The sequence below is a fragment of the Bacillus sp. FSL R7-0672 genome, assembly GCF_038601465.1.
GTDB classification, from domain to species: Bacteria; Bacillota; Bacilli; order Bacillales; family Bacillaceae; genus Bacillus; species Bacillus pumilus.
In genome coordinates this window covers 304509-319450 of sequence record NZ_CP152010.1, presented here as the reverse complement: position 1 = coordinate 319450, position 14942 = coordinate 304509, and the positions used below count along the sequence as shown (strand labels likewise).

Here is a 14942-nt window from a genome sequence, read left to right as displayed (position 1 = left end):
GTTTTGACATCCTCCGCTCCACCTCTTTAATATGCCCGGGCAGACTCGACAGCCTCTTCCCTCTCGAAGCATGTATTAAGCGCAGCCTGTGCGCGATACCCGTCTACAAAATCAGCAACTTTCATATGAGATGGATATGGATCTGTATTCACCCAGTGCATCAGCTGATCACGGAACGTATCAGACCATCCGTAAAATTCATTTGGCGGATCTGTCAGCAAGGTTTGCGGCATTTGATGACGCTCCACACACAAGCCATCGCTGATCTCATATTCGTTTTGCATGTTCGTATGGTATTTGAATACCTTGTCATGACCAACGACTTCTACACTAAATCCGCATTCCTCAGGCTGCGTGCTTTTGGATGTGACCAAGTGAAAGAACACTTGATTCTCCATCTGACCGAAAATTTCGGTATGATCATCCACCTGTACCTTTTTCTCTTCCTTTTCCTTTACATGCGTCAGCATCTTGGTATTAAGTGATTCTTTCTTCATTTCACTGCCAAATAAGTACCACAGCATATCAATTAAATGAATGCCCAGATCCCCTAATGCACCGCTCGTACGCAGACTCTCACCGCTGTCTCTCCATGAAAATGTCTTTCTTCTGAGGGCACTGTTTTTCTTAAAATGAGTCCTGACAGTCAAAATCCGGCCTAATTCACCATTGGCAATCAAGTTCTTCAAAATATTCACAAAGGATAAGTAACGATAGTTAAAGCCCATACTGGCTTGAACCTGGAACTGTTTGGCTGTCTCCACCATTTCCTTCGCTTCCTTCAGCGACACAGCCATTGGCTTTTCACATAAAATGGGCTGTCCTGCTCTTAGTGCCTGAAGGGCATGGTCTTTGTGACAAAAATTCGGGGAAGCAATGATCAACCCATCAGATGCATCTGCTAAAGTTTCGATACTTGAATACACACGTCCGCCGTACTGTTTAATGAATCCCTGTGCAACTGACTCGTGTAAATCATAGACACCGGATAACTCTGCACCTTTGATCGTTGATAATGCTCTTGCATGTGCTTCTGCAATATTCCCTGCTCCAACAATTCCAATTTTCTTCATGAATGTGCCTCCTCATGTTTATACATCACTGTTTTCAGTGTTTCATAGATTCCTTTTGCATACCCATGATGACAAATTTGATGATGGTGCCGCTTGGCTTCGGCCGTCGCATTTTGGACGAGGAAACCGTGCGTGACGGATTGAAGCATCCGCAAATCGTTCCCACTATCTCCAAAGGCAAAGCCTTGATCTTTCGATAAATCATATTGGTTCAGCATAAAGCGGACAATTTCATCCTTCCCTGTGCCGACTGGTAAAAAATCAACATCATAGCAATCAGCAGGGTCTCCTGCAAGCGGATTGCATTTGTTGATGTTGACCGCCACCCCGCGCTCTTTGGCAAGTGTTTGGATAAATGATAGATGATGAAGATCTGTCCGTTCATCCTGCTCCTGATAATAGAAATTCTTCTTATACCCTGAGCTGCCCAGCTGCGTTTGCGGTCTGAGATGAATTCCCTTTTCACGTATAGTTTCGAGGATGTCTTCAATTTTTTCATCTGAGAAGCCCTGCGCATCCAGCCGCTTCATCCACTCCGCATCTGGCTGTCCAAAATGAGCATCGGATGTATACACAATCTCAGTCCCTAAGTTCGACGCAATGAAATGCGGGAATTGACGAAAACCGCCTGTTTCCATTTTACTTGTCACAGAATCAAGGCTGCTTCCCGTGACCCAGCCAAGCATGAGCTGTCCTGCTTCACTCTTTTCTGCCACAAAGGCTTCCAGCCGCTTTACATCCTCTCTCTGCTCATCGGTCATTCCGTGAGAATAATAGGTTTCATCAAAGTCACAGAAGACGATCCACTTCGGATTTTTCGGCTGATTCAGCAGCTTTTTATTGAATGGAAGACTTGATAACATGATGAACCCCCTCGATGACCTTCTCCTGATCTTGCAGCGGCATGCCTGGATACAGCGGCAAGTGAAGTAATTCCTGTGCTGCTTTTTCCGTTTGTGGAAGTGTCGTTTGTTTATACTTTTGAGAAACAAGATTTGTTTGATGCTGATGCGATAGAATCGGGTAATAAACATCCGTTTCTATGCCCATTTTCAGCAATTTCGTTGCAAGCTTATCTCGTTCTCCCTTCAGCACTCTGATCGGGAACAGATGCCAGACATGATCATCCGTCAGCTTCGGAAGCTTCAAGTATCCTTCATCCTCAAGCGTTTGCAGCTGGTCAATGTATCGCTTTGCTAAGTAAAAGCGTTTAAAGTTTTGTAATCCTAAATACTTCATGCGTTCGAGTCCGATCGCTGCCTGCAAATTATCAATTTTCGAATTAAAGCCGTAGTCACTGCGTTTGACATTTTTCTTTCCTACTTCAAAGCCGTGATAGCTGATCTCCATGCATTTTTCTGCTAAGGCTTCATCATTTGTCGCGATGGCTCCTGCCTTGCCGCAGACACCAAGATTTTTGTATGGATTAAAGCTGAGAACAAGCCCATCTCCATATGCTCCAAGGTCAGTACTACCGATCGCCTGACAGCCATCTTCAATGATTTTCAGCCCATGCTTTTTCGCAATCGCCGAAATGGCCTTCATATCCGCTTGTTTTCCATATAAATGAACCGGAAGAATGCATGCCGTTTGATCTGTGATATGCTTCTCTATTTCACTCGGTGCCAAGCAGTAAGTATCTGGATCAATATCGGCATAGACAGGAACAGCCCCAATCGCAAGCACTGCATTTTCTGTTGCAGCAAAGCTATTCGCTGGCAAAATGACCTCATCTCCTGGAGTGACGCCTGCTGATATAAGGCTGATCATTAGAGCATCTGTTCCACTTGACGTGGCAATGACATATTTCTTCCCTAAGTACTCAGCGAGCTGCTTTTCAAACGCCGGGATATATGGCCCTGAAGTAAAACGGCCAGAACTCAATACTTCTTTCAACACCTGCATAATATCATCGATTTCATCCTCTGAAATCAGTTTATCAACTGGCAGAAACGGTATCTTTTTTTCCTTATTTTGTTTATAATGGAAGAGAATTTTTTCCAATCCTGTGTGCCCTATATCTTGCTCGAGGAACGTCACCAGCTTTTCATTTGCTAGGTGCTTCTCAACTGAATCAGACTTTACTTGAACACCTTGATTGATCATATCCAGCAAAGGAAGATAATCCTTGCTTTTACCTGATATCTTCGTCAATATTTGCATTCCATTCCCTCCAATTAATCAATTCCATTTGTTAATATTTAACTTGTTTCACATTGTAAATGATGTTATCGATTTCAGAACAATAACTTTGTGTAAAGGATTTGTTAATATGTGTACAATTTATGAAATTGCCAAACGCTGCGGGGTTTCAACCACCACCGTTTCCAGAGTGCTGAATCATCATCCATATGTGTCAGAGGAAAAGCGCCAGCTCATTTTACAGGTGATGAAAGAAATGGAATATACACCGAGTTCAGCGGCTCGCACCCTTCGTTCACATCAGACAAAAACCATTGCTGTGTCTGTCCCGGCTGTGGACCATCCTTTTTTTGCACAATTCATTAAAGGAATTTCAAAAGAAGCACTGGATCAAGGCTATAAAGCCATCGTGCTTCAGACGTTTTATCAGGAATCATTAGAGCTTGAAGGGCTTCAATTATTAAAAAGAAGAGAAGTAGATGGGGTCATATTAGGGGCATTAGAAAATCCGTGGGAAAAGATCGAGCCATTTTTAACGAACGGCCCTATTGTCATGGCGAATGAATATCATCAAACAGCAGACATCCCGATTATTGGATACGACGAGCGGGAAGCTGCCTATAAAGCAGTTGACTACTTGATTCAGTCGGGGCGGAAATCGATCGGGTTTTGCTTTGATACAGAAAGCAGTGAAGCACAGAAACAAAGGAAACAGGGCTATCTCGATGCTCTTTCTGCACACGGCTTGCCGCTGCATGACGATTGGCTGTTCGGCGAGGCCTTCACCATTGAAGACGGTTTTCGCTTAATGGATGTCATCCATGACATGAAGAATGCACCTGATGCCATTTTCACCGGTAATGACCAAGTCGCAGCAGGGCTCATTAAACAGGCCATTTCATATGGTTATCAAATTCCTAAGGATCTAGCGGTGATTGGCTATGACAATCAAGACATTTGCGAGGTGACGGCTCCAACGATCACCACAATCGACATCCCGATCGTAGAGCTTGGCCAGCGGTCTGTGCAGCAAATAATCGAGATCCTGCAAGACCAAAAACCATTACAGCGTGAACATATCCAGCTGCCTACCCGGCTCGTAACAAGGGAATCGACATAAACAAAAAAAGACTGAGAGCTGTCCAGTCTTTTTTTAAACCTATATAAATTGAGCAAGAATGAATGTCCATACACACACTATGCCGAGCAGGATGAAGCTGTACTTCACAGTCTTTTGGAAGAGCTCAGATTCTTTACCTGTTTCTCCAACTGCTGCTGTAGCAATGGCGATAGATTGTGGAGAAATTAATTTCGCCATGACCCCGCCTGTTGTATTTGCTCCGATTAACAAACCTGCTTGTGAGCCGATTTGAGAAGCAGTGACCGCTTGAAGGTTACCGAATAAGGCGTTGTTACTCACGACAGATCCTGTAATAAACACCCCGATCCAGCCAAGCACTGGGCTGACAAGCGGGAACAAATCGCCTGTTTTGGCAAGTGCAAGCCCAATGGCTGAACTTAGTCCAGCGAAGTTCGCCAAGTTGGCAAAGCCCATGACAAAACAAATGGTGAGAACTGGTACCCAAAGCTCTTTCACTGATGCTTTTAAGCAGGCAGCGCCTTCTGTTAATGTAATATGTCTGCTAAACAAACCTGTCAGCATCACCGCAATCAGAATGGCAGTACCCGTTGCACTGATCACATCAATTTTAAAGATCGCATCAATAGGTGTTGCTGTTTGTGCAATTGGTGGTAATTTCACAATTTGCTGATGCAAAAATGGCATTTTCACTAAAATGGTTGTCCAGTTGAGCGGGCCTCCTACAGCAAACAATGCTTTAAATGCTGGCAGACTCCATACCGTAATCACGGCAGTTAAAATATAGAACGGAGACCATGCTTTCAGCACTTCAACGCCGCGATACGTTTGTTTCTGTTCAATGGCTGGTGCTCCTTCTTCACGATAAATATGTTTCGGCTGCCATTTTCGAAGAAATAAAGCCAAAATCCCCATACTTGCTAAAGCTGAAATAATATTGGCAAGCTCAGGACCCATTGTCACCATTGTGACAGCTTGCAAAATGGCATAGCTTCCACTCACAACAAGCAAGGCAGGGAGCGTTTCTTTAATCCCTTTGAATCCGTCCACAATGAGAATGAGTAGGAACGGAATACAGAATGAAATAAATGGAATCGTAAACACAAGGGTTTGAGATAACGCAAGCGGCGTCATATTGCCCATTTGCGCCCCTGTAATGACTGGGATACCCACAGCACCAAATGCGCCAGACGCAGCATTGGCAATTAAGCAGAGCATCGCAGCTTTCAGCGGTTTAAACCCAAGCTCTGTTAAGAGAGCGGCACTAATCGCAATCGGTACACCAAACCCAGCGGCTCCCTCTAAAAATGCGTTAAAACTAAAACCAATTAATAAGAGCTGAAGACGTTGATCTTGAGAGATTCCTGCAATACTAGAACGAATAACATCGAATTTACCAGATTTCACAGCAATTTTATAGAGCCACACCGCCATGATGACGATATATCCAATCGGCCACAGCCCATTAGATATACCGAGCAGCACAGCAGATAATGCTTTTTCAATTGGCATATGAAAGAAGAAAACCGCTGTTACAAAGCTGACGATTAAGGTAAAACAAGCGGCTAAAACACCTTTTAACTTAAATACGGTTAATGCAAGTAGGAAAAACAAAATTGGAAGCATTGCTACCAATGCACTCACGAACTCATTACCAAACGGATTATATATTTGCTGCCACATAGTGATTCATCCTTTTCTGCTCAGATAGGTTGCTTTTGATTAAAAATGAGGAGCCAAAATCTCTTTTAACACATTCACACTGTGCGCGAATTGTTCTTTTTCTGTATCATTCAGTGCAAGCTCTATCACTTCTGTTGCGCCATTTCGATTCACAAGGGCAGGTACACCAATGTAGACATCTTCTGCTCCGTACTCTCCATCTAAGTAAGTGCTGACAGTCAAAATACTGTTTTCATTGTGCAGAATCGCTCTTGTTATGCGGGCCAAACTCATCGCTACGCCGTAGTAAGTAGCGCCTTTTTTCTCAATGATTTGATAAGCGGCATGACGGACATTTTCCATCATCTCATCTAAATCTTCTTGTTTGTATTGATCATTTTTCTTCATTAATTCTGTAATCGGTACACTTCCGATATTCGCATGACTCCAAACAGCAAGCTCTGTATCGCCATGCTCTCCAATGATGTACGCATGCACATTGTGTGCCGCTGCGTCAAAGTACTCACTAAGCATGTATCTAAACCTTGCAGTATCAAGTGTAGTTCCGCTGCCGATCACTCGTTCTTTTGGCAGTCCACTGAATTTCCAAGTCGCATATGTTAAAATATCAACAGGGTTTGTGGCGACTAAGAAAATACCATCGAATCCACTTTTCATCACATTGTCTACAATGCCTTTAAATATATTTAAGTTTTTTTCAACAAGATCAAGTCTCGTTTCACCTGGCTTTTGGTTCGCTCCAGCACAGATACACACAATGTCCGCATCCTTACAATCCTCATAATCTCCATACCATGTGTTCACCGGATGCGGAGCAAATGCTTTCCCGTGGTTTAAATCCATGACGTCACCCATTGCTTTATCTTGATTCAAATCGATGACAACCAATTCATCTGTGATCACTTGATTTATTAATGTAAAGGCATAACTGCTACCTACAAAACCTGCTCCAATAAGTGCTACTTTGTTTACTTTTTCGTTTGTCATTTATCTCATCCTCCTGAGTAAAACTAGGTTGTTTTTCTTATGTGAAGTATTTCACATTCTTATTGTGCGATACTTCACAAACTTTTGCAAGGGGGTTTCGGAAAAAAAATATGTAGCGAATTTGTGAACACACTTATTGTGCTTTCAAAGAGCTGTATACATGCATATTTCTTACAAGAAAAAAGCTGCCAAGCCATTGTCAGCAGCTTTATACATGTTAATAAGGTCCCCAATTGATCATCACGCCGATACAAATAAAGACAAGGCCAATGACAAACCAAATGAGCGCAAGCGGCACCATAAAACGAAGCCACTTCACATAAGGAATACCACTTGCAGCAAGCACAGCCATGAGCACACCTGACGTCGGATTGATACAGTTAACCACCCCTTCGCCAAGCATCACCGCTTCTACAGCGACCTGTCTTGTGATGCCCATTAAATCAGCCAGCGGCGCAAGAATTGGAATAAAGACAACCGCTTCTCCTGAACCTGATGAAATCAAAAAGTGAAGAAGTGCACTCGCAATATACATCCCGATCGCACCAGCAATTGGACTAAATCCTGTCAGCATACTCGCCAAGCCATTAACCACGGTATCAAGCAGCTTACCATTTTCCAAAATGACAGAAATGCAGCGTGCCATTCCGACAATGAGTGCGCCGTAAACAAGGCTTTGACAGCCGACAATAAACGTTTTCGCAATATCATTGGCTGCTAATCCGCCAAGCAATCCAGCAGCAATCGCCATGAAAATGAAGACTCCTGCCATTTCCTTATCGGTCCAGCCAAGCTGAAGCGCGCCATATAAGAAGCCCCCAAGAGACAATCCACACACTGCTAAAATCAGCTTATGTCTGCCCGTAAATGCAGGCTTGTCCACAGATTCTGCATCAGATCCGCCAAGCCCCTTCGCAGGAAACCATTGATCACCAAGAAGACTTCCCTTTTCTTTATTCTTTAGGCGTCTTGTATATAAATAGATGTACACAATACTAGATATAAGAAAACAAAGATAAATAATGACACGCAGGCCAATGCCAGAAAAAATCGGCAGCTCTGCAATCGTCTGAGATAACCCCAGTGGAGATGGAGACAATATGGTTGCGTTAAACCCGGCATAACAGCCGATGTAAATCACCGCCGCTCCTGCCACAGCATCCCATTTCAAGGATCTTGCCACAATGATCCCGATTGGAATAAATCCTATAACAGAGTTCACGACAATTCCGGTCGTTCCAAGCACTGAAAATAATCCTCCAACGATACAAATAAACAATAATTGCTTTGTTTGAAACCTGTTGATGACATGGTGAATCATTCCGTTAATGGCACCTGTTTTCTCCAAAATGGCTATGGTTCCACCAGTAAATAGAATGAGAAAAATAATAGAAGAAGACCCTACCATCCCTTCCTGAATGGCTGTAAAAAAGCCCACTGGACTTACGGGTGATTGATCAATGCGATGATAGCTGCCAGGAACAGCTGTTGTAATTTCCCCTGACGTCTTTCGGTCAAATTCACCTGCTGGCACAAAATACGTTGCAACGGTACAAATGAGCGCAATGATAAATAAGAGAACATACGCATCTGGCATTTGAAGTTTTCTTTTTTGTTTCTCTGGTGGTAATACTGCTGCTGTTTTCATGTGTCAAAACCCCTTTGTCCCGATCGAGATTTCACTTAATTTTCTGAATAATCAAATGATGTGTTATATTATAAACACTGATGATATTTAATATCAATATTATTTCACTAAAAGAATATTTTGACAGGTTTTCTGTCAGCAAGGAGGCTATTCATGACAACTTTGACAAACGACATGCAGCAAACGGTGAAAGACATCTTTGATCACCTGCACGCCCACCCTGAAATCAGCTGGGAAGAAACGAATACGACGGCTTATCTTGAGGACTTATTAAAGAAAATGGGCTGTCAAACTCGAACATTTGACGACTGTACAGGAGTGATCGGTGAAATGGGAGAAGGTTCACCAGTGGTCGCTGTAAGAGCCGATATTGATGCACTTTGGCAGGAAGTAGGTGGTGAGTTTCAAGCCAATCATTCATGTGGTCACGATGCACACATGACAATGGCTCTCGGCACCTTCATGGCATTAAAAGAAAAGGAACTTCCAAACGGCACCATCCGGTTCATTTTTCAGCCTGCTGAGGAAAAAGGCGGCGGTGCGCTGAAAATGATTGAAAAAGGTGTGCTAGCAGACGTTGATTACTTATACGGAGTGCATGTGCGCCCAATTCAAGAAACATTAAACGGACGCTGTGCACCTGCGATCTTACATGGATCGAGTAATCATTACATCGGCACAATTATTGGTGAGGAAGCCCACGGTGCACGCCCGCATCTAGGGGTCAACGTCATTGAAGTCGCTTCTACCCTCGTGCAAAGACTGGCGCATATTCATGTCGACCCAAGAGTTGCACATTCTGTGAAAATGACCAACCTACATGCTGGCGGAGGCAGTTCAAACATCATCCCTGGCAAAGCTTCTTTTACATTAGATGTCAGAGCACAAACAAATGAAGTGATGGATGAACTAGAAAAAGAAATTGAAAGAGCCGTACATGCTGTAGCGGATGCCTTTGGTGCTTCCATTACACTTTCAACAGATCATCGTCTGCCTGCCGCCACCTTAAATGAAGAAGCCGTTCAGATGATGTCTCAAGCCATTGAAAAGATTTTAGGGAAAGAACAGCTTGATCCTCCGATCGTAACGACAGGCGGAGAGGATTTTCACTTTTATGCAGCAAAGGTTCCGCATATCAAATCGACGATGCTTGGTTTAGGCTGTGACCTAAAGCCCGGTCTACATCATCCGTATATGACATTCGACCGCTCTGCTATTTTTACCGGCATTGAGATTTTGACTGAAGCTGTTTATCAAACCCTTCAGCAGCATTCATCATAAAATCAAAAAACCACCCGTTTTTTCTTTAAACGGGTGGTCTGACTGTATTACGCATTCAAATCTGTCATTGCTGGGACGTTGATTTCTTTTACACAGGATACCCTTGATAAATGAATCACACATCTCGCAAGTTCTACTATATCCTGTACAGGAATTCTCGTTTCATCATATAGAGCGATGGCTTTTTCGGCACCATCTTCATATGGTACCTCCGCTGCCAGCTCTCCTGGATTGATACAGGTGACAGATATTTTATCTTTTCTCACATGCTCTCTTAGTGCATTCACAATTCCGCGCAGGCCAAATTTAGATGCGACAAAAGAAACTTGCGGTAGGTTTGTATGATCGAGTCCCGCCGTTGAACCAATCACGATGATTTTTCCATTCTCCGATTTTCTTACGTGCGGAAGCAGTGCTTGGATGTAAGTAATCGTAGACGTGACATTCACATTGATTAAATGAGCGATATCCTCTGGCTGATCGTGATCAAATGAATAATCATCTTCAAAGCCTCGTTTTTCCCATAAGCCGACGTTATAGATGAGGACATCAATGGTTTTGTCCCCCAATGCTTCGATCATGTATGGGATATGAGATTGGCTTGATAAATCAATTTTCAGCCAAATTCTATGTACACCGTCATCTAATTTCAAACTGCTCGGTTCACTTCGAGACACAATCCAAACTGTATCTCCGCTTGTCGGAAGACCTTTAACAAAAGCATCCCCTAATCCTTGACTTGCACCGAATATGATATAGTTTTTACTCATAACTCCTCCTTCTACGTCTCATGAGCTTTCAGTCAGACAGTAGCTCATCTGTAATCGTTTTATACCTCTATCATATAGGTTCTAAGATTTGGCTGCCTCTTTTATGCCTGTCTTTACTTTCAGTTACTTGATTTCCTTTAATTCCACTGGTAATGTGCGTTCCTCTATAAAGCATTGAACCATATCCATAAACAGTTCTTTCTTCTCAAACGTAAATGTATGTCCAATAGCGGGAACGACGACACCTGCTGCCTGCGGATGTGAATTCGTTATTTTCTTTGCTGACCGTTTCATGATGCCTTTTTCCTTTTCCCCCACTGTGACAAGAATTCGTGCCTTCGCTTGTTGAAACGTGTCTGGGAGCTTGTAATGGAGATTTTCTTGAAACATCGTCAGAAGGGTTTTCTTCTGCAAATTCTTCGAATCCGCCACATAGTGATTGAGTACATCGTTTGGAAGCCCCATTTTTTCAGCTTGGAGCTCGATAAACCAATCTTTCTTTAATAATGGATACGTAAGAGGTAAAAGAGGTCTCACCATCAAGTAAAGCCATGGCAGCGGCATCACAAGAGCGCTATTGATGACGGCTATGTCTACGATGTCAGGCTCTTTTGATAACACCTCAACGGCAACCTGTGCACCTAGAGAGAAGCCAATAAGTATCACTTTACGTCCATGCGTATGCTGCTTGATCCACGAGATGACTTCAAGAGCACTTTCTCTCATGGAAAATGACTGTTCATCTGCTCTAGTCCCGTGACCAATGAGGTCAGGCGTATAGCATTCATACGCTTCCTTGAATGTTTTTATCTGCTCCTGCCACATCCAGCTACTTACTCCTCCACCATGCAGGAAAATCATGATCGGCTTAACCATCATCGACAACTCGTCCACCTTCCTTATATATAAGAAAAAAAGCAGCCGCTTTTTGAGCAGACTGCTTTTTCATATGCTCCCTTCTATTATAAGGGAATCTCATCATAATTGGCTATTTTTTCAAATCCTCAATCGAGTTGACGTTCTTCATATATGTCGGAACAACTAGACCCATGCGAAGACCTTTCATACTTGTGCCTAGATCATCATATTTCCCTTTAAACTTCGCTGCATACGTTTTATGCGTATTTGGCAGCCAAGCAGATAACGAGGCATCCGCACTTCCAGTTGCAATTGCTGTCCACATTGGACCTGCTTCCACCTGAGTCAAGGTTACTTTAAATCCGAGGTCACGCAGTACTTCTGCAGCAACATTGGTACTTGCAATCTCACTATCCCACGCAACGTAGGCAAGATTGACTTTGTCACCATTCGACTTTTTCACGCCTTTTGTCCATTTCGCTACTTGGTCTTTATGTTTCTTCACATATTTAACGGCGGCATCCTTTGGATTGATACCATCTTGGATATCCATCATGACTTCGCCCATATCATCTTGAGACCATTTAAACTGACCAAGCATTTTGGCTGCATCCGGCTGATCCTTTGCAAACCCTTTACGTGAAATCGTATGAATCTCTTCCGCTTCACCGTAAGATTTCTTTGGATCATCTAAATATTTTAAATCATATCGAGAAAACATCCAGTGTGGATTCCAGCCAGTGATGATGATTGGCTTTTTACGGTCGTAAGATTTTTTGAGCGTTGCAGTCATAGCTGCACTTGAAGCAGACACAACCGTCCAATCCTCTAAGCCGTAATCCTTTTTCGCTTGATCCGTTAGCGCCATAATCCCTGAACCGGGATCAATGCCGATAATGGTTTTATTCACCTGCTGTGCTGCACTCGCATTAGAATCTGACTTTGCGCCACAAGCGGCTAGTAAAAAGACAAGCAGGGCGGTCATCCCAATGTAGAGAGACTTTTTCCACATTAAGCATTCCCCCTGGTTTTTTTCGTTTTAATGTTTTGTGTAATACGGTCAAGTGTAATTGCCACAATGACAATAGCAATACCTGCTTCAAATCCAATTCCTGTTTTCAGCTGCGTTACCGCACTATATACTTCTGAACCAAGTCCTGGTGCACCTACCATTGCCGCAATGACGACCATTGATAGAGCAAGCATGATACTTTGGTTAATACCAGCTAGGATGGTTTTTGTTGCAAGTGGAAGCTGAACTTTGAACAAACGCTGGAATGTCGTTGAACCAAATGCTTCTGTTGCTTCAATTAAATCAGCTGGTACTTGTTTAATACCGAGAATCGTCATACGAATTGTTGGCGGCATAGAGAAAATAACCGATGCCACAACTCCAGGCACAACGCCAATGTTAAAGAAGAAGATGGCTGGTAATAGATAAACGAATGCAGGCATTGTCTGCATTAAATCTAAGATAGGTGTCACAATTTTACGCACAGTTTCCTTCTGTGATGCCCAAATACCGATCGGAACCCCGATTACGATGGAAATGACCACAGCTGTTAAAACGAGCGCAAGTGTTTGAAGCATTGGATACCAGTAGCCTAAATAGTCAATCAGCAAGAATCCAATAAGTGTGAAAAGAGCAATTCCTCTTGTACTGATCCACCAAGCAATGCCGGCAAAAATAAGGGTTAAAATAATGGATGGAATCACACCAAGTACTGCCACAATTCCATTTACTGTACCTGCTAATCCATTTGTGATCCCATCAAAGAAACCACCAAAGGTTAATGTTAACCAGTCAACAAATCGATCGATATAATCCGCGAACGGAATTCTAGGTAAATCACTCATACTAAACATCTTATTCTACCTCCTGTGCAGAAGGCTCTTGTGTTTTAATTTCCTCAAGCTTGTTAGAAGACATGTTGATATACTCATCATTACCTGATAACGCACCAATTAATGCACCTCTGACCACAATACCCTTCATTCTGTTTTTCTCATCGACAACGGCAATTGGAATGTTTGCCGCATCAGACACCGCATCAAAGATTTCTGTCAAATACGTAGATTCCAATACTGTCGTGAATTCTTTATCAAGAACAGTTTCAAGCGATGCTCCCATTTCTGCCGCCTTTTTCGCTGCTTGTGCAGAAATAACACCTAATAAATGCTTTTTCTTATCGACTGCATAGATTGACGAAATTCCAAGGTTTTTCATGAGCGTAAGTGCAACACGAGCCCCTTTGTCGATCTGAACTGTTTCTGCACGTTTCATAATATGACCAGCGGTTAATACTTTAGAAAGGTCGACATCTTCAACGAAACGTTCAACATATTCATTCGATGGGTTCATCAAAATTTCTTCTGGTGTTCCGATTTGGACGATATTCCCGTCCTTCATGAGCACAATGCGGTCGCCAATCCGAAGCGCCTCGTCTAAATCATGGGTAATGAAAATGATCGTTTTTCCTACAGATGTGTGAAGCTCAAGCAATTCATCCTGCATGTCTTTACGAATTAATGGATCGAGTGCGCTGAATGCTTCATCCATTAATAAGATGTCAGGGTCATTTGCTAATGCACGTGCCAATCCAACACGCTGCTGCATCCCACCACTTAATTGGTTTGGATATTGCTCTTCAAAGCCTTCAAGTCCAACAAGCTTTAAAGATTCAAGCGCTTTTGAGTGGCGCTCTTCTTTGTCTACACCTTGTAATTCAAGACCATACTCTGTGTTCTCAAGAATGGTGCGGTGCGGGAACAATGCGAAGTTTTGGAAGACCATGCTGATCTTTTTCCGTCTGACTTCACGCAATTGATCCTTTGACATATTTGTTATCATATCCCCATCAATATATATCTCGCCGGAGGTTGGTTCGATTAACCTGTTTAGCAGCCGCACAAGTGTGGACTTTCCGCTCCCTGATAGCCCCATGATGACAAATATCTCGCCGTCATACACATCAAAATTTGCTCGATTGACACCAACTGTTGCGCCGGTCTCTTTTAGGATCTCTCTTTTTGTTTTCCCTTTTTCAAGCATTTGAGTTGCTTTTTTAGCATTTTTACCGAAAATTTTAGATACATTATTTATCTTGATTTTGATATTTCTCTCTTCAGAATTCATATTTTCCCTCCAAATTAGCATCTTTATAACCGTAACATAAGCGTTATGATGCGAACAATCTTTAGAATTCGCTTATTTCTGCACAATATGTATGAATTCCCTATAAGAGGTCTGGTGATTAGAGTTTATACGCCGTATTACTCGTAAATCCTATAGAATGCTTCATAAACAACATAATTTACGGGGTATTTCCTCTCATCAGACAATATTTTACTGGAAATTCCTAATTGTGCTAAAAAATAACTCGAACCCCACCATAGCGAAC

General features: G+C 42.7%; 13 protein-coding genes. 2 read left to right on the top strand and 11 right to left on the bottom strand.

Features of this window, described 5'->3' with window-relative positions:
• Nucleotides 1-26: 26 nt before the first annotated feature.
• Genes MKY18_RS01725 through MKY18_RS01715 form a run of 3 tightly spaced genes read right to left on the bottom strand, consistent with a single transcriptional unit; the run spans nucleotide 27 to nucleotide 3236 of the window.
• Nucleotides 27-1073, bottom strand: coding sequence for a Gfo/Idh/MocA family oxidoreductase (locus MKY18_RS01725; protein ID WP_126741576.1), 1047 nt, complete (start codon nucleotides 1071-1073; stop codon nucleotides 27-29).
• Nucleotides 1070-1936, bottom strand: a complete 867-nt coding sequence (locus MKY18_RS01720; protein ID WP_278177705.1) for an HAD-IIB family hydrolase — start codon at nucleotides 1934-1936, stop codon at nucleotides 1070-1072. Before MKY18_RS01720 ends, MKY18_RS01725 begins: the two co-directional genes overlap by 4 nt.
• Nucleotides 1911-3236, bottom strand: coding sequence for a DegT/DnrJ/EryC1/StrS family aminotransferase (locus tag MKY18_RS01715; protein WP_065098748.1), 1326 nt, complete (start codon nucleotides 3234-3236; stop codon nucleotides 1911-1913). The genes MKY18_RS01720 and MKY18_RS01715 overlap by 26 nt, the downstream gene beginning before the upstream one ends.
• Nucleotides 3237-3345: 109 nt before the next feature.
• Here MKY18_RS01715 and MKY18_RS01710 point away from each other — a divergent pair, with 109 nt between their 5' ends.
• A complete protein-coding gene (locus tag MKY18_RS01710; RefSeq protein ID WP_003217004.1) occupies nucleotides 3346-4335 on the top strand; it encodes a LacI family DNA-binding transcriptional regulator in 990 nt (329 codons plus the stop codon).
• 39 nt (nucleotides 4336-4374) lie between these two features.
• Here the strand turns inward: MKY18_RS01710 and MKY18_RS01705 are convergent, their stop codons facing one another.
• The 3 genes from MKY18_RS01705 to MKY18_RS01695 form a co-directional block, all read right to left on the bottom strand.
• Entirely contained in the window at nucleotides 4375-5997 is a 1623-nt protein-coding gene (locus MKY18_RS01705; RefSeq protein ID WP_065098746.1) for an L-lactate permease, read from the bottom strand.
• A 39-nt stretch (nucleotides 5998-6036) separates the two neighbouring features.
• Nucleotides 6037-6984 (bottom strand): L-lactate dehydrogenase, encoded by a 948-nt coding sequence (locus tag MKY18_RS01700; RefSeq protein WP_003217251.1) that lies wholly within the window; start codon nucleotides 6982-6984, stop codon nucleotides 6037-6039.
• 217 nt (nucleotides 6985-7201) lie between these two features.
• Nucleotides 7202-8632 (bottom strand): YfcC family protein, encoded by a 1431-nt coding sequence (locus tag MKY18_RS01695; protein WP_342497681.1) that lies wholly within the window; start codon nucleotides 8630-8632, stop codon nucleotides 7202-7204.
• 153 nt (nucleotides 8633-8785) lie between these two features.
• On the opposite strand from MKY18_RS01695, the gene MKY18_RS01690 reads away from it, so the two are divergent.
• Nucleotides 8786-9913 (top strand): M20 peptidase aminoacylase family protein, encoded by a 1128-nt coding sequence (locus MKY18_RS01690; RefSeq protein ID WP_342497680.1) that lies wholly within the window; start codon nucleotides 8786-8788, stop codon nucleotides 9911-9913.
• Nucleotides 9914-9960: 47 nt separating this feature from the next.
• On the opposite strand, the gene MKY18_RS01685 is transcribed toward MKY18_RS01690, so the two are convergent.
• From MKY18_RS01685 to opuAA, 5 genes are all read right to left on the bottom strand, one after another.
• The gene (locus MKY18_RS01685) at nucleotides 9961-10683 is read right to left on the bottom strand and encodes an SDR family oxidoreductase (protein ID WP_044139252.1); all 723 of its coding nucleotides are present in this window, start codon (nucleotides 10681-10683) and stop codon (nucleotides 9961-9963) included.
• A 123-nt stretch (nucleotides 10684-10806) separates the two neighbouring features.
• Nucleotides 10807-11562 (bottom strand): alpha/beta hydrolase, encoded by a 756-nt coding sequence (locus tag MKY18_RS01680; RefSeq protein ID WP_260564589.1) that lies wholly within the window; start codon nucleotides 11560-11562, stop codon nucleotides 10807-10809.
• Between the two features lie 109 nt (nucleotides 11563-11671).
• On the bottom strand, nucleotides 11672-12553 hold the full coding sequence (locus tag MKY18_RS01675; protein ID WP_126741580.1) for a glycine betaine ABC transporter substrate-binding protein: 882 nt from the start codon (nucleotides 12551-12553) through the stop codon (nucleotides 11672-11674).
• Nucleotides 12553-13398, bottom strand: coding sequence for a glycine/proline betaine ABC transporter permease subunit OpuAB (gene opuAB / locus MKY18_RS01670; protein ID WP_106066614.1), 846 nt, complete (start codon nucleotides 13396-13398; stop codon nucleotides 12553-12555). Before opuAB ends, MKY18_RS01675 begins: the two co-directional genes overlap by 1 nt.
• 10 nt (nucleotides 13399-13408) lie before the next feature.
• A complete protein-coding gene (gene opuAA / locus MKY18_RS01665) occupies nucleotides 13409-14677 on the bottom strand; it encodes a glycine/proline betaine ABC transporter ATP-binding protein OpuAA (RefSeq protein ID WP_044139249.1) in 1269 nt (422 codons plus the stop codon).
• Nucleotides 14678-14942 lie beyond the last annotated feature (265 nt).